This window comes from Paenibacillus sp. Pae15 (assembly GCF_024519685.1).
Lineage (GTDB): Bacteria > Bacillota > Bacilli > Paenibacillales > NBRC-103111 > Paenibacillus_G > Paenibacillus_G naphthalenovorans.
Genome location: NZ_JALJRM010000009.1, coordinates 15,150 through 35,201, shown reverse-complemented (window position 1 = coordinate 35,201; position 20,052 = coordinate 15,150). Strand labels below are relative to the sequence as shown.

Annotated in this window: 18 protein-coding genes; 8 read left to right on the top strand and 10 right to left on the bottom strand. The window is 53.4% G+C overall.

What is annotated here, in order from left to right:
• Positions 1-42: 42 nt before the first annotated feature.
• The 5 genes from NR121_RS09685 to NR121_RS09665 form a co-directional block, all read right to left on the bottom strand.
• Entirely contained in the window at positions 43-1,197 is a 1,155-nt protein-coding gene (locus NR121_RS09685) for an MBOAT family O-acyltransferase (protein WP_074729034.1), read from the bottom strand.
• A gap of 95 nt (positions 1,198-1,292) precedes the next feature.
• Positions 1,293-2,210 (bottom strand): hypothetical protein, encoded by a 918-nt coding sequence (locus tag NR121_RS09680; RefSeq protein ID WP_256831138.1) that lies wholly within the window; start codon positions 2,208-2,210, stop codon positions 1,293-1,295.
• Positions 2,211-2,296: 86 nt separating this feature from the next.
• Positions 2,297-3,493: a class-II aminoacyl-tRNA synthetase family protein gene (locus NR121_RS09675; protein WP_256831137.1), complete on the bottom strand. Its 1,197-nt coding sequence runs from the start codon at positions 3,491-3,493 to the stop codon at positions 2,297-2,299.
• A 5-nt stretch (positions 3,494-3,498) separates the two neighbouring features.
• Positions 3,499-3,750, bottom strand: coding sequence for an acyl carrier protein (locus NR121_RS09670; protein ID WP_054820280.1), 252 nt, complete (start codon positions 3,748-3,750; stop codon positions 3,499-3,501).
• Between the two features lie 45 nt (positions 3,751-3,795).
• Entirely contained in the window at positions 3,796-7,044 is a 3,249-nt protein-coding gene (locus NR121_RS09665) for an FG-GAP repeat domain-containing protein (RefSeq protein ID WP_256831136.1), read from the bottom strand.
• Between the two features lie 309 nt (positions 7,045-7,353).
• Between NR121_RS09665 and NR121_RS09660 the strand changes: the two genes are divergently transcribed.
• Positions 7,354-9,873 carry a U32 family peptidase gene (locus tag NR121_RS09660; protein ID WP_062410103.1) on the top strand — a complete coding sequence of 840 codons (2,520 nt, stop codon included), beginning with the start codon at positions 7,354-7,356 and terminating at the stop codon, positions 9,871-9,873.
• A gap of 63 nt (positions 9,874-9,936) precedes the next feature.
• Here NR121_RS09660 and NR121_RS09655 read toward each other — a convergent pair whose 3' ends face one another.
• Positions 9,937-10,170 carry a hypothetical protein gene (locus tag NR121_RS09655; RefSeq protein ID WP_054819881.1) on the bottom strand — a complete coding sequence of 78 codons (234 nt, stop codon included), beginning with the start codon at positions 10,168-10,170 and terminating at the stop codon, positions 9,937-9,939.
• Complete coding sequence (locus NR121_RS09650) at positions 10,167-10,391, bottom strand: hypothetical protein (RefSeq protein ID WP_054819882.1); 225 nt, start codon at positions 10,389-10,391, stop codon at positions 10,167-10,169. The genes NR121_RS09655 and NR121_RS09650 overlap by 4 nt, the downstream gene beginning before the upstream one ends.
• A 328-nt stretch (positions 10,392-10,719) precedes the next feature.
• Here NR121_RS09650 and NR121_RS09645 point away from each other — a divergent pair, with 328 nt between their 5' ends.
• The 7 genes from NR121_RS09645 to NR121_RS09615 all read left to right on the top strand — a co-directional run bounded on the left by NR121_RS09645 (position 10,720) and on the right by NR121_RS09615 (position 17,724).
• Positions 10,720-11,064 (top strand): hypothetical protein, encoded by a 345-nt coding sequence (locus NR121_RS09645; protein WP_054819883.1) that lies wholly within the window; start codon positions 10,720-10,722, stop codon positions 11,062-11,064.
• A 213-nt stretch (positions 11,065-11,277) separates the two neighbouring features.
• Positions 11,278-12,330, top strand: a complete 1,053-nt coding sequence (locus NR121_RS09640) for an ABC transporter ATP-binding protein (RefSeq protein WP_062410101.1) — start codon at positions 11,278-11,280, stop codon at positions 12,328-12,330.
• Positions 12,323-13,036: an ABC transporter permease subunit gene (locus NR121_RS09635; protein WP_054819884.1), complete on the top strand. Its 714-nt coding sequence runs from the start codon at positions 12,323-12,325 to the stop codon at positions 13,034-13,036. The genes NR121_RS09640 and NR121_RS09635 overlap by 8 nt, the downstream gene beginning before the upstream one ends.
• Positions 13,037-13,090: 54 nt before the next feature.
• On the top strand, positions 13,091-14,482 hold the full coding sequence (locus tag NR121_RS09630; protein ID WP_054819885.1) for a GldG family protein: 1,392 nt from the start codon (positions 13,091-13,093) through the stop codon (positions 14,480-14,482).
• Positions 14,479-15,414, top strand: a complete 936-nt coding sequence (locus tag NR121_RS09625; protein WP_256831135.1) for a DUF4340 domain-containing protein — start codon at positions 14,479-14,481, stop codon at positions 15,412-15,414. Before NR121_RS09630 ends, NR121_RS09625 begins: the two co-directional genes overlap by 4 nt.
• A 712-nt stretch (positions 15,415-16,126) precedes the next feature.
• The gene (locus NR121_RS09620; protein WP_256831134.1) at positions 16,127-17,179 is read left to right on the top strand and encodes a copper amine oxidase N-terminal domain-containing protein; all 1,053 of its coding nucleotides are present in this window, start codon (positions 16,127-16,129) and stop codon (positions 17,177-17,179) included.
• 149 nt (positions 17,180-17,328) lie between these two features.
• Positions 17,329-17,724, top strand: coding sequence for a hypothetical protein (locus NR121_RS09615; RefSeq protein ID WP_137670911.1), 396 nt, complete (start codon positions 17,329-17,331; stop codon positions 17,722-17,724).
• A gap of 115 nt (positions 17,725-17,839) precedes the next feature.
• On the opposite strand, the gene NR121_RS09610 is transcribed toward NR121_RS09615, so the two are convergent.
• The 3 genes from NR121_RS09610 to NR121_RS09600 are packed head-to-tail and all read right to left on the bottom strand — an operon-like array spanning position 17,840 to position 20,040.
• Complete coding sequence (locus NR121_RS09610) at positions 17,840-18,592, bottom strand: amino acid ABC transporter ATP-binding protein (protein ID WP_062410096.1); 753 nt, start codon at positions 18,590-18,592, stop codon at positions 17,840-17,842.
• A gap of 11 nt (positions 18,593-18,603) precedes the next feature.
• Positions 18,604-19,308: an amino acid ABC transporter permease gene (locus tag NR121_RS09605; protein WP_054819890.1), complete on the bottom strand. Its 705-nt coding sequence runs from the start codon at positions 19,306-19,308 to the stop codon at positions 18,604-18,606.
• Positions 19,309-19,332: 24 nt separating this feature from the next.
• The gene (locus NR121_RS09600) at positions 19,333-20,040 is read right to left on the bottom strand and encodes an amino acid ABC transporter permease (RefSeq protein ID WP_062410095.1); all 708 of its coding nucleotides are present in this window, start codon (positions 20,038-20,040) and stop codon (positions 19,333-19,335) included.
• Positions 20,041-20,052 lie beyond the last annotated feature (12 nt).

Below are 20,052 nucleotides of genomic sequence, written 5' to 3'. Positions count from 1 at the left end.
AAGAAGCAGCGCCCGTAGGATCGGGACGCTGCTTTATCACATTCAGAAGGGCCAATTCATGAGGCCGCGATAAATGTGTAGCACGGTTTCTTCGTGACCGCTGTATACGATAACGGCCGCTGTAACGAACAACTGCGTCAAAGCGCAGCGGGCGTAGAAGTAAGTGCGGGATACCTTTTTCTTGTTGACCGTAGATTTTCCAAGCAGATTCTCCAGTGCAAGCAGCACACCGTGATACATGCCCCAAAGCAGATACAGCCAGCTGAATCCGTGCCATAAGCCGATCAGCACCATGATCAGGACGGATAAGCCCGCTGCGGTCCATTTGGTGGGTGCCTGCCGGGAGAAGAAGATAAAGATATGGTCGCGGAACCAATCGCCGAGCGTGGCGTGCCAGTTGCGCCAATACTGCGTCAAAGTAGGAGAAGAGAACGGCTTCTTGAAGTTTTCCGGGATGTTGTAGCCCATGAGCCGCCCGAAACCGACCGCAATATCCGAATAGCCGGAGAAATCAAAGAAGATCAGTACGTAAAACCAGACCATCAGAAAGAGCGACTGGTGGGTATGCAGATCCGGCTGCTGGGAAACCTGATTGAACACGTCCGTCATCCAGGTGACGAGCACGATCTTTTTGAACATGCCCAGAATGATCCGTTTGATGGCCTGTTCGGTCTGCGCAGCGTTCAATTGGTATGGCTGTTTCGTGTCGGCCATAAAGTCTCGGAATTTTAGAATCGGGCCGGACGTAAAGGTAGGAATAAATAAAATATAGTTAAAATAGTCCAAAACCGGCGTACGGGCGTCTTTTCCGAAGAAATAGGCGAAATAGAGCGCGTCGATGACCTTCAGGACATTGTAAATCAAGCCGAGCAGCATGACCGCGTCAAAAAGCGGGTTCGTGAACACCTCCATGCCGAACAGCCGCAGTGTGGACACCGCCGCCACATTGGCACCGATCAGCGTAATAAACCAGCCCTTGCGGAAGTGTCGGGTTTGGCACAGAAACAGGAAGGCCATGTAATTCAGCGATGTATAGGCCAAATAGAAGAAGAACAGCTTTTCGCTGAACAGCAGCAAAAAGCACAAATTGAACGCGAGCAGCAGATAGCGCTTATTGCTCGGCCAGCGGCGGGTAAGAACGAGCACAAGTACCATGCCGGTCAAGGCCATGACCGCGTTCATATTCAAATACCACATAACCTGACGCCTCCAAAATCAGAACCCTTCGTAAATGAACAGCCCTTTGCCGGTAAAATAAATGAGCACCGTGATGAGCATGGCGAGATACACGATCACTTCGAGGAGTTTGCGAGCGAAACGAGCCATGCGTCCACCTCCTTCGTAAACACGGGAGCCCCCTCCTGGCGGCTCAAATGAACGAGATCATGAAAATATTTCGGATCGTATGTCAGCAGCGCATCAAGGACCGGTACGCCCGCAGCATTCAGACGGGCATTCACCTCTTCCTGCAGTCCGTGCATATAGGCGGGAAGCGGATAATCCGGATTCCACGGCATCCAAACGACCCGAAGCGGCAGCCGATTTTCTTTACAGTAATCGATGATCCAATCCAGCGCCTGCAGGTTGTCTTTATAATCATGCCGGGACATCCAGCCGAATCGGCGTTCATAGTCGTTCCACTTTGTACGGAGTTCTTCATCGGACAGTCGACCGAAGTAAAGCTGTTTGTCAATCCAGCGCGGCTGGTAGGCGAACAGCTCGGAGCGGTTCAGCTCGACCGTGCCTTTGTACAGCTGGCGGACGAACTCCGTGCCGGAATCGCGAAAATAATCGCGGTACGCGTAGACGTAAGGCTGGTACCACGGCTTAAACCACTGGTAAGTAGGATCGGTTTCGAGGCTGTCGATCATCGTATGGACATCAATACCGATGACGAGCTGATCTTCCACATGGTAAAGCTGCCGCTCCAGAATAGCCTTCAGATCCGTCAGTTTTCCGTAGGAGAGCCCCATCTCGACCAGCCCGGATTTCGATTCGGATTCGATATAAGCCCCCGTCACCGCCGAATTGCCGTAGAATACAGGACCGTGGTTTACCCAGTCATGATGATAAAGCGTCTTTGTAAAATCGTTTTTATAAAAACGCCGCGACGATGCCATCGGGTCCCACCAGCTGATGAGAGCGTCCGACAGCACGAAAGCGGCCAAGAGAAGCAGCACAAAGCTGTTTTTACGGATAAAAGCGATCATATGGCTTAAACCACACTTTGTAAAAGAATGAGGCAGGCCGGTAAGGCCATAGCCGTTGTTCCGGTATGGAATCGACCGGCGCTGGATTATAGCGATTTCTGCTGCCAGGCGTGATACTGCTCGCGGAACGAGGCAGGCCACTTGGCTTCGTCCAGTCCGTACTGTGCCAGGAACGCAAAGGTCCAGCGCTCGATGCCGAATCCGACGCAGCCGGTTACGGCGTTGCGCTTGCCCAACTTGATGTTAAAGGCGTTGCCGAATGTATTGCTGTGGAAATTCACCGAGCTGCAGGCAATCGATTTTTTAAGATTCGGTATCGTCAGGCGAAGCTCGTATTTCATCTCCTGATTGCGTTGGAAGGAAGCCTTTACCTGGAAATCGTTCGTGAAGAACGGATCATTGGCGATCTCCAGCACGCTGTCCACGTTCCACTCCACGGCCAGCTCCTTGAGGTATTCGATCGCGCGAAGGCGGTTTTCCTTCACGAAATCAGGCTTTCCTACAAAGATGATCTCGCGCATGCTGAAGTCGAGCAGCCGTCCGAAATCGCTGTGGTTGCGCGATTCGAAGCGGTGGCATTTCGAGATGGCCGCCACGATCAAACCGTCGCCTTCCAGCGTTTCGTTCTGCAATCCTTCATAGCAGTGATAGCAGGTGGACGGATTCATCGTAAACTTCGGCGTCGGCATCGTGGCGTTCAAATCGAGCTTTTGGTCCTGCTTCCAGCCGCCTGCGTCGCGGATCGACTGCGAGAACGATTCGATGATATCCAAATCCTCGCGCAGATGCGTGAGAAAATGAATGTGTTCCGGAAACGAGGTGAAATGGTTCGTTTTGTTCAGCGTCTCACTGTGAATGACGGCTGGGTAATGCTCTTCCTTTACACCGTCGAAGCGGCCGGCCACTTTGGTCATAAAGCTGTAATCGAAAAAACGCATCAGGCTGGAGAACGGCTCGCGGAAAATGAACAGCCCCGGCTCCAGCACCTTGATGATTTTTCGATCGACAAGCTCGGCGATAATATCTCCCTCGTAAGGGGTGTCGGCTTTGTGCTCGAACAGGATATTCTCCTTAAAGCCGAAGTCGCCTTGGGAGAACCGGTCGATGAGCTTATGCACCCGTTCTTCGATGGCTGCATTGCCTTTGGGCGATTCGTGAACGATATGAATCCGGCCCGATTCAATCCGGATGTCGCTGATCGTTTCGTCGATGAAGGCGGCTGCGTATTTTAATTGTCCATGCTGGCTGGGGGCAAGATGCTCCAGAGATACTATACACTCCATTGTTCTTAATTCCCCTTCTTGTTCTGGATAAATGCAGCGATTTCGCGAACGGTATTCAGCGGGTACATCATCAAATCCTGGTTGGTTACCTGAATCCCATACGTTTGCTCGATATGCGCGATCAAAGCGGTAGCTCCGAAGGAGTCGATATAACCATAATCGAACAGGTGGACGTCCACCGTGAAGTCCTCGTCGTCGTCTTCAATTTCGTAGCGGCTCCTTATGTGCGCTTCTAACTGCTCTAACACATCCTGCATGGATAAAGCCTCCTTGATTGATATGGAATAACGTGGAACGGGCGCCTACCGCCCGTAAGAGATTTCAATGGCAACCGGGTCGCCGAAATGGGTGACGGTATAGATCATGCCTGTTTCATCCCGGTCTACTTTCAGCTCTGGACCCGAGATGGTCAACGGCTGAGTGCTGCGCAGGCGAATCTGCTGCATGCCCGGCGCGTTCAGCTTCAACATCCGGCGTTCGCCGGATTTTTCCAGCTCATACGGGACGTTCGAACGAAGCAGGTGAAGCTCGGCTTCAAGGGCGCTTGCGCGCTCCTTCGTCACAAAGAGGACATTGGTCGTTTGGGGCGCTCCGAAATAGAGCTTGCCTTCCCGTGTGTCGTGCACATCGGCATCGGTGACCGCCTGCTTGTCTGCGTAAGGCTGCCCAAGCTCGACCGCAAGGCCGAGCGTGCCGGTATATTCGGCCGCATGCTCCGGCACTTCGCCGGTGTCCGGCTTCACACGGAAGCCGGGCTTGATCTGCATGCCGAGCATCTTCTTCAGCCGGTCCGCGATGACCTCGCGCCATGGCCGCTCAAGCTTAACGCGGGTCGTCATGGCGTTAAGGAAGGACCGGGCCATCTGCGTTTCAGTCATAAAGTTATAGCTGTAATCATTGCGCAGCCCGTCCAGGTAGCGGACAAATTCCAAGAGCTCCGGAACACGCACCGGAAAATGGTACTCGATATGCTCGAAATAATCGATCGGCAAATCCATGGCCGCATAGGCTTCGAACAAATCCTTCGTCGAGTACTGCGGGTCGGTGCGCAGCACCGGCGCCGGGGTATACAGCATCATCGGCTGCTTCAGCTCCGGTTCGCCCGCCGCGTTCGTCATCAAAAACGGCAATCCCCAGTTATACTCGACGCCCAGCCTCGGGTCATTCTTCGCGTAGGAGGGCTTGAAGCCAAAGTTAAACCAAATCCCCGCTTCCCGTTCGTTGCGCAGCGTCTGTGTGCGGTCGGGATGATTTATGCGCCAGGTATGCTGATTTGTGCCCGTCAGCCCCCAAGGAATGCCCAGCTTGTCGAACGCCTGCCGGTGCAGGGCGATCTCCTGCTTCTCCTGAGCGTCGCTTGTAAAGTTGTGCACGAAAATGTGAGGATACAATTCCAAATGATGCTTCTTGCTGTATTGAATAAATTCGTTTAGCTGGTCGGCGTAAGGAAATTTCGGGTCGTCAATCGTCGACGGCATGCCGAATTCCAATTGTCCGACAATGAGATCGTCCCGTCCGTCGGCGTTCAAGTCATACCAGAGTGGAACGGAGCTGTGTCCTCCGACCAGGGCGCGGCTGCCGAGCTGGTTCGTCGAGGCGGCCTCCATAACGCCGTGATCGAGCCAAGTGATAGCGCCCGGCTCCGATCCCCGCTGCAAGTATACGCGCAGGTCGCCTTCCAGGCCGCCGACGACGAGGTCGGCCCTGCCGTCCCCGTCCATGTCGCGGATGGACGGCGCCGCAAACGGCGCGGGCAGCTTGAACTGCACCGCGCCCGCAGCAAAGGCGAGCGCGCCGCCGGCGCCCCGCTCGCCGCGGTACAGCGTCACCCGGCCGTCGCCGTCCCCGACCACAAGGTCGGGGACGGCGTCTCCGGTGACGTCGCCCACAGCCGCCGCCAGCGGCGCGGCGGCACGCACAGGCTGCCCGCCTGCCAGCAGCGCGGCAGGCGCCGTGAACACGCCGCCGGCTCTGCCGTAGGCGGCGGCGAGCGTGCCGTCCGGCCGGCCGATCAGCAGATCCGGCCGGCCGTCGGCATTCAGGTCGGCCGCCGCGACGCTGGCGTACGACCCGACCTTCAGCGGCTCTCCGTTCTCGAGCCGCACGGGCGCCCGCTTCCCGAAGGCCGCGGGCGCTTTCATGCCCTCCGGCAGCTGCTGGAGGGCATAGGCGTCGCCTGCAGCCCCCGTTCCCGGGTACACGTATACGCTGCCGTCGGCCGAGCCGACAACGAGATCGACGTTACCGTCGCCGTCCACATCGGCCAGCGCCGGAACCGCGCGGTAAGGCAGCGTAATCGGGTCCCCCAGCGAACGGTACTCCGGATAAGCGGCCAATCGGATCGGGCCTTCCTCGCCCATAAGCCGGTTGCCGCTGGAGTAAAACGAATTCGGCGTCTCCCCGGCGAACGCAGGCTTCTCATTCGTGCCCGTGTTCAGGTGGACGACCACGGATTCCTGCCACCGCCCCCAAGTGAACGCGGAGCGGACGAGCGAGAAGGAAGGAATCTGGTTGTACTTGCGCAGCAGTTCAGCCCACTGGATGCCCTCGCCGTCACGAATCGCTTCCATCGCCTCAAAATGATTTTGATACGCCATGGCCGGTCTTCCGTAAGGGCCCAGCGTCTTCTTTACGCTGTAGCCGAGCTTCACTTTAGAGATGAAGGCGGCATATTCGCTGCGCAGCAGATGGCTTCCGGCCGCGAACGTGAAGTGAAAATACGGCTCGAGCGGCAGCTGGCTCCGGTCAAAATACAACGCGCCGGGACGTTCTTTCTTAGCCGCGTTCGTCTCCGCGGCGAGCTGCTCAAAGCCCAGCTTGGGATCCATGCCGCCGGTCAGATCATAGCCCGTGATATAATAGCGGTTCGGCAGCAAAGTACCGCAAAAAAAGACGGTGCCCCGTCCGTACCGGTTCACCGTGTATAAGGAAGCCCCGTTCATCGAGACCAGCGTTTCCGCGGTGGAAGGAATAATGCCTTTGCCCCATGAGAACCGGCTCAAACTGCCTTCCGTATCATGCCGGAAGAAGGTATCCGCAAACGACCGCAGCAGCTGCTGAACGCCCTGCAGGTTAGTGTCCGTGTCCGGGTATGACCAAAGTGATGCGCCGGCGCTGACAGGAAGCGCACTGCGCTCAGGCACCTTCACATCCACAATTTCCTTGGCCCCCAGGAAAGCGGGCTCAAAATCGTCGGCAAATGGATTTTCAAGGAACAAATGTCCGCCCGCCTCGACATAATCGACCAGCAGCTTGCGCTGCGGATCGGTTAACGTTCCGTGCAGGGCCGGGTCTAACATTATCGTATCGTACGATCGGAGCTGTCGTGCGCTCAGCTTGTCCAAAGACAAGCGGTCCAGCTCCAGGCCAACGACTAGCGTTTGCCGCAAATGCCCGTAAGCGGCGGTATCGTAAGCGTCGCCTTGCGTGGCGTACAGCATGCGTACCTTGAGCTCCTTGTCGGGCATGAACAGAACGAGCGCCAATATCACCGCCAGTAATCCGAGCAAGGCGACAACGGCGCTGCGCCGGTGGATTCGATTCAAAGTCATCCCTCTATTACCTTTGGGTTGCATTACCCTGACATTATAGCATGGATGGCGGGCTTTGTTAACTTTTGACCTCCGGTCCGGTCCGGCTTCCGGCCGAGTCTGCGGGGCTCCCGCGATCATAACGGCAACCGGGCCGGAACCGGGGTCGCCCGCCCTTATAAGATGAAGCGTCGCCCGAAAAGCCTTTCAAGGTGGATTGAACGCAAAGGGGCTTTGGCCTGGACTGGATGGAGGTACCGTTTATCCTTGGGTCGGTTTCTGTTACACTAGAACAGTTAAGGTATTTTTTATTCGGAGGTTACTATTTCCATGAGCGAAATACGCAAATCAGATATAGAGCTGCTTGCTCCCGCGGGGGATTGGGACTGTATGCGAGCGGCGGTGGCGAACGGGGCCGACGCCGTCTTTTTCGGCGTAGAAAAATTCAATGCCCGGGCCCGGGCGAATAATTTTCATACGGACGAGCTGCCGGACATTATGTCCTTTTTGCACCGTTACGGGGTTAAGGGCTTTTTGACGTTCAATATCCTGGTATTTGAAGAGGAACTGGAGGATGCCAAGTCGCTGATCGAAGCCTGTATCGATGCCGGCGTAGATGCGGTGATCGTACAGGACTTGGGTCTTGTGCGGATGATTCGCGAGCTGTCGCCGGACTTCCCGATTCACGGCTCGACGCAGATGACGATTACCTCGCCGGAGGCGGTGGAATTCACGAAGCCGTTTGATATCGAACGGGTAGTGCTGGGGCGTGAAAACAACCTGAAGCAGATCAGGCAGATCGGCGAGCAGGCCAAGCTTCCGATGGAAGTATTTGTGCACGGGGCGCTCTGCGTGTCTTATTCAGGACAATGCCTGACCTCGGAGATGTGGGGCGGCCGTTCGGCCAACCGCGGCGAATGCGCCCAAGCCTGCCGGCTTCCGTACGATCTGATGGTGGACGGGGAGCATAAGCCGATGGGGGATGTGGCCTATCTGTTATCCCCGAAGGATTTGGCGGCGATCGAGCTGGTGCCGGAGCTGATTGAAGCGGGCGTAACCTCTTTTAAAATCGAAGGGCGGTTGAAAAGCCCGGAGTACGTGGCCAATGTGGTTTCGAAATACCGCAAGGCGATTGACCGTTACTTCGACGGAGAGAACCCGAAGCCGACCAAAGAAGAGCTTAGGGAGCTTGAGCAAAGCTTCTCGCGCGGGTTTACGCACGGCTTCCTGAAAGGAACGAACAACAAGCAGCTGGTGGAGGGCACATACCCCAAAAGCCGCGGTGTTTACCTGGGACGCGTGAAGCAGGTGCTGAGGGACGGTGTGCTGTGCGAGCTGGAGGCGCCGCTGAAGCGGGGCGACGGCATTTGCTTTGACGCGGGGGATCCGACCAAGAAGGAAGAGGGCGGCCGCGTATACGACCTGCGCCGAAAGGGCGTAAAGCTGGAGGGCGAAGCGCAGGGCGGTCTTGTTGAAATCGTGCCGGGCCGCAGCGACGTCGATCTGAGCCGCGTGCATGTCGGCGACCGGATTTGGAAGACCAACGACCCGCATCTGGACAAAAGAATGCGCCAGTCGTTCGAGACGGACAAGCCTTACCGTGTGTTCCCGGTTAACGTGAAGGTGATCGGAGCCGCAGGTCAGCCGCTGAAGAGCGTATGGACGGACGTGACGGCCAATCATACTGTAGTCGTAGAGTCGGAGCTGCCGCTGGCTCCCGCCGAGAAGAGGCCGATGACGGTCGAACTGTTCCGCGAGCAGTTCGGACGGCTGGGCGGAACGATTTACAAGCTCGACGGGCTTGAGGTTCATCTTGGCGGGGATTTGATCGTACCGATGCGCGAGCTGAACCAGATGCGCCGCCGGGCAGTGGAGCTGCTGCAGGAGTGGCGTGAGCGCCCTCGGGCTTACATCAAGCGCAGCGTGGATGTATACGGCGATACGCCTGTGCAGCCGGCTGCTCCCGCCACGCCTGTCGGCGGACAGGCCCGGGCGCGGCTGACGGCGCTCTGCCGCAGCCTCGACCAGGTGCAGGCGGCCTGCGCGATGAACGTCGAGCTAATCTATGCCGATTTCGAGTTTATCAAGCAGTTTCCTGCCGCCGTGGAGGCCGCCCGCGCCGCGGGCAAGCGCATCGCGCTTGCGACGCCGCGCATTCATATGCCTGGTGAAACGGGCTATTTCAAGAACATCCTGAACCTGAAACCCGATGCGGTATTGGTTCGCAATACAGGAGCGGTCTACTGGTTTATGCGCTATTTCGCCGAGCATCCATCGGAAGCCCGTCCGGAACTGATCGGCGACTTCTCGCTGAATGTCGCCAACCATAAGACGGCCGCGCTGTTTCTGGATGCCGGGCTCAGCCGCGTGACCCCGTCCTACGACCTGAACATTCAGCAGATGGTCGATCTGCTGCGCCGTACGGATACTTCGCGCCTGGAGATCGTCATCCATCAGCATTTGCCGATGTTCCATACGGAGCACTGCGTCTACTGCACGTTCTTGAGTCCGGGTACGGACTACACGAACTGCGGCCGGCCGTGCGAGGAGCACCGCGCTTCCCTGAAGGACCGCGTCGGCTTCTCGCATCCGGTCCGCGTCGACGAAGGCTGCCGGAACACCGTGTACAATGCGATCGACCAATCCGGTGCGGAATACCTTGCGAACTTCATGGAGCTGGGGGTGCCTTCATACCGTGTGGAGTTTTTGGAGGAATCGCCCGAAAAGGTGCAGGAGGTGCTCGGATTGTACGAGCGCGCTCTGCGCGGCCAGATCAGCGGCACACAGGTGTGGAAAACATTGAAATCGACCAACCAGCTCGGCGTCACGCGCGGGCAGCTGGTGAAATAGCCTTACTGTTTATAGAAACCGCCGCCTCGGCTTTGCATAAAGCCGGTGCCGCGGTTTTTCCTTTTATACCAAGCTGTTTTTAATCGAAGGGCTATCAACCACATCCTGATCGAAGACTAAGTTAAACGGTACATAGGCCGGCGACCAATCGCCGTTTTCCTCGCCAAAGCCCATATTCTGTTTGGTGGATAAGAACAGATCGACTTGTTGAACGGGCCCGAAGCTGAGATTGCTCCCCCGATCCAGCACGTTGGCTTTAAAACCTAATAAATTCACCATCATCGGTTTGAAAATCATCGGTATTCCTCCCCGGGCGCAAGGAGTGCGGAGCGCTGCAAAGCAGGTGAATCCACCTGATCCCTGCCGTCGACGAAATGCCGGTTGCCCGCGAAGCTCGCCTCATCGCCGTAATTTTGTCCATAGCCCTGCAAACGTTTGTCCGAATTCGTCCATTCCGCTAAAAAATTTTGTCCTACATTCACCGCCGAGGCATTTTCGATGGAATTAATTTTTAAAATGAAAATACTATATAATTACTGTGGAATGTCCCATCTCTCGAATGGCTGGAAATCGCCAAAAATTTTACCGGAAACGCTTTTGAACGGACATATTTGACTAGTCCTATCTTATTCACTTTGACGAATCTGAAATTGGTTTCTGATAGATAAAACACGGGGGACATCCTCCGTTAACGACATGTACCGGCGAATAGGACCGTACCTTAGTCCATGCTATAGTCCATTCTATGTGAAACGGGGTGATTTCATGTGGCCATTCTCCCGATCAAATCGCGGGTTTTTACCCAAGGACAAACCTTATGCCCATTTGGAAAGGAGAATCGCCGAATTGGAACGCAAGCTGCAGGAGCAGGCTCAAGCCAAGCCGGAAGATCCGAAGCCGGCAGAAGCGAAGCCGACGGTCGTTATCGAGCATATTGCGATCGAGAAGCTTATCGTGGAAAAATGGGATCACAGTAACAATTTCGGTGCCCTGGGGATTAAAGAGCTGGAAGGGAAGCTGAATATCGGCGTGAATTATTCGGGCCCGATTGACGGCGAGGGGATCAAGGATTTGTTTCCGAACTCCAAGAAGCAGCCGGAGAGCAAGGGGAACCCTCCATTAAAGCCAAAACCGGGCTTCAAGGACGGCTCAAAGGGGCCAAGCTGTACGATTCGGGGGAAACCATTGTAAATGGGCAAACGAGAGCGGTGCTGTAGAGGAAAGCCTTCAGACTTTTGGGTCTGAAGTTTTTTTGTCTGGTCATGGACGCAAAATTTTAATCCAGATTTCAGGTTCGATTAAGGTTTTATTATACATGGGCTTGTATATTGTTTGTGGTTAAGCCGTATAAAAGATGGGAATGGCTGTAATGTGGAAAAAGTGGGTATAACGGGAGGTTGTGGTATGCTCGAGGTGAAACAGGTCAGCAAAGTATACGAAAATCAAAGAGGGGTCCAAAGCATCGATTTCTCTATGAGCCGCGGAGAGATCGTCGGGTTCCTCGGGCCCAACGGCGCCGGTAAAACGACAACCATGCGGATGATCACAGGCTATTTGAATCCGACGCAGGGCACGATTACGATTGACGGCTTGTCGATGGCGGATCATCCGAAGAAAGCGCGGCAGAAGATCGGATATTTGCCTGAGACGCCGCCGCTGTATCCGGAGCTTACGGTCGGGGCTTATTTGCAGTTTATCGCCGATTTGCGTGGCATTCCGGCAAAGGAGCAGAAAAGCCGCATCGGCGAGGTAGTAGAGCGGCTCGGTTTGCAGGGACGCGAACGGCAGGTCATCCGGAGCTTGTCCAAAGGGTACAAGCAGCGTGTCGGTCTGGCGCAGGCCATCCTACATCAACCGGACCTGTTGGTGCTGGACGAACCGACTTCAGGGCTGGATCCCAAACAAATCATCGAAATCCGCCAGCTCATCCGGGAGCTGGGCGAGAATCATACCGTGCTGCTCAGCACGCATATATTGCCCGAAATCAATACGCTGTGCAATCGTGTATTAATCATCAATCAAGGCCGCATCGTCCTGGATGGACAGCCCGAACGGCTGGCGCATACGATGGGCGAAGCCTTCGAGGTATCGCTTGAAGTGAAGGGCCCGCGCGAGGCCGTGCTTGAGGAACTGCGCGGCGTGCCCGGCGTAGCCGGCGTAAGGGAGCTGGACGGCGAAGCGCCGAAACCGGAATCGAATGCTGCGGATTCGGCCGCGGAGTCTTCCGTGGCGGACAGTCCGGATGCGACGGTGAAGGTGCTCGTAACCGCAGCGGCTGAAGAGGACATCCGCGAGGCGCTGTTCTACAGAATGGCCGAGCGCAGGTATCCGATTCTATCTATGAAAAAGGAGAGCCTCAGCTTGGAGGACATTTTCTTGAAGCTGACAACAAGCGAAGCGCTGGAAGGAGCGGCTGGCGGCGAAACCGCTTCGGAGGAGGTGACCCCGGATGCGTAGAACCTGGGCGATTGCTAAAAAAGAGCTGCAGATGTATTTTTACTCGCCGACGGCGTATGCGGCTTTCGCGTTCTTTTTCCTCATAACGGGCTATTTTTTCAGCGCGAATTTCCTGTATCCGCCATATGTAGTCGATATTCGGCCGGTGGTGGGAAATATCACGTTCGTGTTTCTGTTTATCGTTCCTTTGCTGACGATGCGGCTCATTTCCGAGGAGCTGCGGCAAGGGACGGACGAGCTGCTGCTGACATCTCCCGCCAGTATTACGGAAATCGTACTCGGCAAATATACCGCGGCCGCTATCGTTCAGCTGCTGCTTGTCATCGGCAGCTTGATTTATCCGCTGATTTTGAGCGCTTACGGGACGTTCGAACTGCCGGTGCTGTGGCTGTCCTATCTTTCCATGTTTTTGCTGGGCGCGGCGATGATGGCGATCGGTTTGTTCGCTTCTTCACTAACGGCGCACCAAATGGTGTCGGGTATCGCCGCGTTTGCGATTCTGCTCGTTTTTTGGACGATCGAATGGCTCGGGGATACAGTGGGCGGGAAAATCAAAGATTTTCTCGGTATGTTCTCCATTGTAGGCCGTACGCTCGACCTGCAGAAGGGCGTGCTCGATTTTGCCGACGTGCTTTTCTATATTACGCTGATTGCGGTGTTCGTGCTGCTCAGTATTCAAGTGCTGGAACGCAAACGCTGGAGATAATCGATAATCGCTTGAAGCGCGGACTACGCGCCAAGCAGAAGGGAGAAAGCCAAAGTGAACAAGTGGATACGCGGAACGAATGCGGTCGTGCTGTCGCTCGCCGTGATCGGCATTTTCATCGTGCTGACGATATTTTTGAACTCGATGAAAGGGCTGCAGCTTGATCTTACATTAAATAAGAAATTTTCGCTGTCGGAACAAACGACGCAAACGCTCGCTGCGCTGGAACAGGACGTGCGTATCGTCTCGCTGACGAGCGACCAGACCGATCCGTATATTAAACGCCAGGTGGTCGAGCTGGTGCAGGAATATAAGAAACGCAGCGGGAAAATCACTTTCGACGAGTACGATATCGTGAAACAACCGGCCATCGCCAAGCAATATGACGTAAATCCTTCAGGAACGCTGGTGGTGGAGAGCGGTACGCAGAAAAACACGATCAACTACTACGATATGTTCCTTCCTGGCCAGCAGCAAGGGGAGTATCAGTTCAGCGGCGAGGAAAAGCTGACCCAGGCGCTCGTGAACCTGAACAGCAAGGAAAAACGCAAAGTGTATTTTCTTTCCGGACATAACGAGATTCCCCTGAATCAAATGAATACATGGCGCAGCGGACTCGAAGGAGAGAACTACGAAGTGGCGGACCTGAACCTGCTGCGCGAGGGCAAAATCCCGGAGGATGCTGAAATGCTGTTCATTATCGGGCCCGAGCAAGATATCAGCGATCAGGAAGCCCAACTGATCAAATCGTATTTGGACGGTAAGGGCAAGCTGTACCTGGCGCTAGGGTTTAATCAGGATATGACAACCGGATGGAAAAATATCGACGGCCTTATGTCGGCTTACGGCATTAAAGACCAGCATGCCGTGGCGATCGAGCCGAAGCAAAGCGTGCTCTATGATCCGTTGACGATTATTCCGGAATACGGGCCGCATAAAATTACCGAGAAGCTTCAGCAGTACAACCTGCTGACCATGATGACGCTGGCCGTATCGCTGAATGCGGATCAGCCAAATGAGAATTATACGGTGACTCCCATCCTTAAAACGACCAGTGCGGCCTATGGCGAAACCGATCTGAAGCGGCTTGCGCAGAGCAGCCAAAGCAGCAAGGATCAGACCGATATCCAGGGGCCGCTGAATTTGGGCTACGTCGTGGAAAACAAGGACCAGAAGCCGAAAGCGGTCGTTCTAGGCGGTTCGACGTTGTTCGTGGACCGGGTCATTTCGCAGCAGGGCAATCGTGACTTCGCTCTCAACAGCGTGGCTTGGCTGCAGGAGCAGACGAATCAGGTAACGATACGCCCGCGGCAGGGCGATGCTATTCAAACCGCGCTGGTGACTGCTGGCCAGGCGAACATGATTTTCTATGGAACGGTGCTGGTCTTCCCGCTGCTCTTCCTGATCTTTGGCGGGACGATCTGGTGGAGGAGGAGAAAAGGATGAAGCGGCTGATCCCTACGATGATCCTGGTTATCTTGTGCATCGGGGGCTTCTGGTTTGCGTCTAGCAAAGACTTCTTTAAGGAAAAACCGCCGGAAGCCCCGGCTCTGGTGAACGTGAAGAAAGAAGAAGTGGCAGGGTACACGATCAAAAAAGGCGATACGGTTATTGAGCTGCAGCAAAAAGACGGAGGGTGGACGATGATCCGCCCTTCTGCGATTCCGCTGAATGCGGTTCAGCCGGCAGGATGGATCGATTCATTCAACGCCGTGAAGAAGGATAAGATCGTCGACGAGAATCCGTCCGACCTGACCCAATTCGGTCTGAATCCTCCGGCCCAGGAATTCAGCATAAAGCTGACGAACGGAACGACACACACCCTGTCCGTCGGCAGCCCGGTAGCGGTGCAGGGCTATTACTATGCCAAGTTCGGCGGCTCGCCAGAAGTATTCCAGATCAGCGAATCGACCCTAACGTCTTTGGCAAAGCAGCAAATCGATTTTATGGAAAAAAGACCGATTCAGCTGAACTATGAGCAGGTCCGTGCTTTAAGTGTCGATTGGAAGGGCCATAAGTGGACGCTAACCAAATCGGAGCCGGACAAAAAGTCGTATGAGGCGAACTGGAAGCTCGGAGATAAAGAAGTCAAAGGCGTGGATGCCAGCGGATACCTCGATAAAACGGCCTTCCTCTCCACCGAGCAGCTGGCCAAGCCCGCGTCCGAGGTGAAGGGTCTTGACCAGCCGGAGCTGCGGATCGAGATTCAGACGGCGGGTGAGGACGGAAAAGAAACCTCAACAGTATATGTGGGCAAAGTGGAGAACGACAACGTGTGGATCGCCAAGCAGGGCGGAGAATGGGCATTCGCCGTTCCCGCCTCGGCGATTCAGGAGCTGGCGGACAAAGATAAGGAAGCGCCGGCGGAGCAGAAATAAACCGAACACCGTGCAGAAGGACCGTATGATTCGGCCATGGCTGCGCGGTGTTTTTTTCTGCGACGGCATGTTTAACAAACAATACTCTCGTCCCATAAGTTCTCAAGTTTTTGCAGGTGAGCTTGAGGGTCGCGTCGATACCGTTTTCGGGTAACGCTATCGCTTACCGAAAAATTAAATATAGAAGCGCGGCATCTGAGTTTCTAAAACCTTTTGCTTCAGGTAATCAGGAAGAATCTGTGGATCAACCTGCAAACAAATAAGGATAACTTTAATGTTAATAAAGCATGAGCAGATTTCTCGGAGTGCAAAGTCTTGAATCGTAAATGATGCTCTGAGGAAACTGCTTGATGAAAAGGGATTGCTATGCTGTTAGCTTGGGGGGAGAAGAAATGTTTTACAACTCGGCTACATCTTAAAGTCACTCCATATGCTTTGTGTCATTTTCAGCACCAGACTCCTTTTCAATCGATCCCAAATACAGCATAAGCGTTTGAGATCCACGACTGAACAGTGTTAACAATTATGCTTTTTTGCGTATAGGCCTTATGTACCGAGTCTTAAGAAGCGGATAGAACCAAGCCGGTGATTCCAACCTCTTATTTTTCCTTAAAGAAGCCTTGTCATGAAACAAATTGGAAAAAAAGACGTATAATCTCAACGTGAATGTGGAAATGTTTGCCTAAAATATATGGAGAAGGAAGGGATATCAATGAAACGACAACGTTTATTAGCTATTTTGGGTTTAACTGCGGCGCTGGTTGCGGGGAGCCTCGGTACTAGCGGAGCCGCGGCGCAAGCGTCGGACTATGAGCAGCGTTACGAAGCCGACAAAGCCGAAGCGGAAAAATATTACGATGTGGTTTACAAGGTGGCCAATGCCGATAAGGACGCTTTGGTGGCACAAGTCACAGCCGATATGGAATCGTTGGCTGAGCTGCTGAATAACGACTATCAAGAATTGAAGAAGAAATACCCTCCCGGCCCTGCAAACGGACTGATCCATAACCAATACCAACGCTCGATTGACCCGGGCAACACTTTAGGCAGCTTCGGACGCTATTACGAATCCTATAAACGGATACGCGACCGATACTCGAATGACGTCAAGAGCGGTGCATACCCTAAAAGTTTGATAGACGATTACAAGGATGAGCTCAAGCCCGACTCCCGGACCGGCGGAGCGATGAAACGATATGCCGCTAACAAAGCGGACGACGATGTGCGCGAGAAGGAGCTCGAGAGCATTCGGCAAACACGGGAGAACACATACAAACAAATTTTGGAGGAAAGAAACAGAGCCGTACAGGAAATATTGGAAGACCGGCAAAAGCTGATTACCGACGTTATGAATTACCGGCAGCGGATATTCGATGAAGCGCCAATCGCCGTTAAGCCGCTAACGGTAAGTTTCGCAGAAATCAAGGTGATGATTGACGGCGAACTGCAAACCTTTGAACAGCCGCCGGTGAATGATTCCGGGAATGTACTTGTCCCCATGAGAGCGATATTCGAGGCGCTGGGCGCCACGGTATTGTGGAACGAGGAACAGAGGGCGGTTCAGGCCAAGAAGGGCGGTACGACGATCGACCTTAAGCTCGGCAGTAAAGATGCCTTGATCAACGGAAGCCCGAAAACGTTGGACGCGCCGGCCAAGCTTGTCGGTTCTTCAACGATGGTGCCGATCCGGTTTATCAGCGAAGCGCTCGGGGCGAAGGTGGAGTGGGATCAACTGACCCAAACTGTGCTGATTGAGACAAAGTAAGCTGAGAGGAAAGCGAGTGAAAGCATCCCTTGTTGACTCCTGCCGTAGACACACGAAAGTGGCATATAAAAAAGAGAAACGTCTTTCGTATCGGCGTAGTGCTGTTATGTCTCGTTTGCGTCTTGTTCGTCTTCATGAACTACACGTCGTTGGAACGACGGATTTTGTTAATCGGTATTTTCAGCAGCACTGCGGGCGTGATCTTTTACACGTATTTCCTGTCCTATTTTTTCAAAACCCGGCTGAAAAATCGTGTGAGATATAAGTTTGGCTACCTGTTTGTTGCTATTTTATATTTGGGATTGTTGTACTTGATCTTCATGTTCGGGTGCTTCGTAACGGATATTGTGAAGGGCCCCGTAACAAAGGAGGTCGTCATCACGGAAAGATGGGATCCCAGGAGGGGCGGCGATCAAGTGCGAACCAGCGACGGACACACTTATGAGATGGCGGAAGGGTATGTCGATCTGCAAGAAGGACGCCGCTATAAAGTGAAGATTTTTAGGGCCAACAGATTCATTATCGGAATTGAACAAATCCGTTAAGGCCGTTTTATCGCCTTACCCCCCACAGTCACCCGGGTGCAAGGCGACGGCTTAACCCGCTGCATTTCCTTGAACATCCGTTCCCTTCGGGATTGGCGAACGGCCTAAAGTCGAATCAGATCGAATAATCCATATTTTTTAAAACTCTGCTTAAAAACTGTTTCGTTCTTTGTTCTTTCGGGTTGCCGAAAATATCCTTGGCGGTTCCTTCTTCAACCACAACGCCGTTGTCCATAAAGATGACCTTGGTCGCCACGTCTTCCGCAAAAGCCATTTCATGTGTGACAACCACCATAGTGGTTCCTTCCTGGGCCAGCTTTTTCATGACCTGCAATACTTCACCGACCAATTCCGGGTCCAGGGCAGAGGTGGGCTCATCAAATAAAATGACCTCGGGATTAACGGCAATGGCCCGTGCTATGCCGACACGCTGCTGTTGTCCGCCCGACAATTGAGCTGGATAAGCGTTATATTTCTCTGACAGGCCGACCTTATCCAGCGCTTTTTTGCCTATTTCCAACGCCTCTTGTTTCGGAATTTTTCTGCCGATGATCAAGCCTTCCGTTACATTTTCCAAAGCCGTCTTGTTGTTGAACAGATTGTAATTTTGAAAAACAAAAGCGGTTTTTCTGCGAATCCCCAGCACTTCTTTCTTTGTCGCTTTATTCAGCGGATAGGTTATGCCATCGAATATCAGCTGTCCCTTGTCCGCCCGTTCCAAGAAATTGATGCATCTCAGCAGGGTGGTTTTGCCCGAACCGCTCGGTCCCACAATGACGACGACATCCCCCTTTGCCACACTCAAGCTGACTCCTTTTAATATTTCATTTGATCCAAAAGATTTATATACATCCTTTATTTCGATCATGGTGAGTCTCCTTATGCTGCGGATTTATATATTTTGAGGCGCGTTTCCAGCATTTTGAACATCCGTTCCACGATAATGCAAACCAAAAAATAAATAATCCATATATCCAGATAAGCTTCAATATAGTTGTAGCCGTAGGCCGCCTCGATCTTGGCTACTGCGGTAATTTCCTTTACCGTCATCAGAAATGCCAGGGAAGTGGCTTTGATCAGATTAATGGTTGCCGTACATATATTGGGGACTGCCGTAACCATCGCCTGCGGGATAATAATTCTCCGGTACGCCTGAAAGGTCGTAAGCCCGGCGGATTCGGCCGCTTCCAACTGTCCTTTGGGTACGGTTGACAGCGCCGATCGGAAGACCTCCGACAAAATGGCGGTAGTGTTCAATGAAAATATCACGTACGCATAATAAATTGGATCCACATCATACACATTGATCGGGCTGTTGATGCCTTTTAACAATGAAGCCAAAATGCTGGGCAGCATGCTGTAAAGCACCAATATTTGGACAACGATCGGCGTTCCGCGAACAAGCGAGATGTAGGCTGTAATGAGTCCGTTAATGGCGAAGCCGCTTTTTATTCGTAAGAAGGCAAAGCAGAAGCCAACAGGCAAAGAGATCATCAGGGTAACGGCTGTTATTTCCAAAGCGACTGGAACGGCTTTCAGGCAGACAAAGAAGGTTTTGATAAAAAAATCCACATCGAATGTCATGATGACATTTCCTCCACCCGGAGATTAGTAAGAATTGACCGCTCTCCGGCCTTTTCCAACCCATTTTTCCATTTTTTTGAGAATACTTTCCAGAGTAAATGAAATCAACCAATACATAATGGCAAGGCCAAGATAAATTTCACGTGAATGCGCACCCATATTCAACGATACGATCAGATTCGCTTTCCCGGTAATATCGATGAAGCCGATGGTAAAAGCCAGCGCTCCTTCTTTGGTGAGGGCAATGACTGAGTTGCCGAAATTGGGAAGCGCCACATAGAAACATTGGGGAAGAACAATCCTTCTGAAGGCTTGCACAGGCGTCAATCCTACACAAACCGCCGCCTCGTATTGGCCTTTATCAATCGACTCGTAGGCCGATCGCATGACCTCCGACATGGTTGCCGCAAACAGGAGAGAAAGAGTTACAATGACAAAGATGCCTTTATGAATATCGTTGATATCGACACCAAACCATTCCATCAGCAGTTCAGGTAACCCATAGTAGACAACAAATAACAATACAACAGAAGGTGTACACCTCAGAATTGTCGTATAGCCGTAGGCCAACGCTCTTGCGGGCTTGTTTTTCCCCAATTTGGCGGCGGCAAGCAAAAATCCGAATATGAGACCGAATATTACCGAAGCGATAACGACCGAAAATGTAGCCCCCAAATACGGTAATATTTGAGGCCAGTACCGAAAAATAAAACTTGCGTCAAACTCCTTCACATGTACACCTTC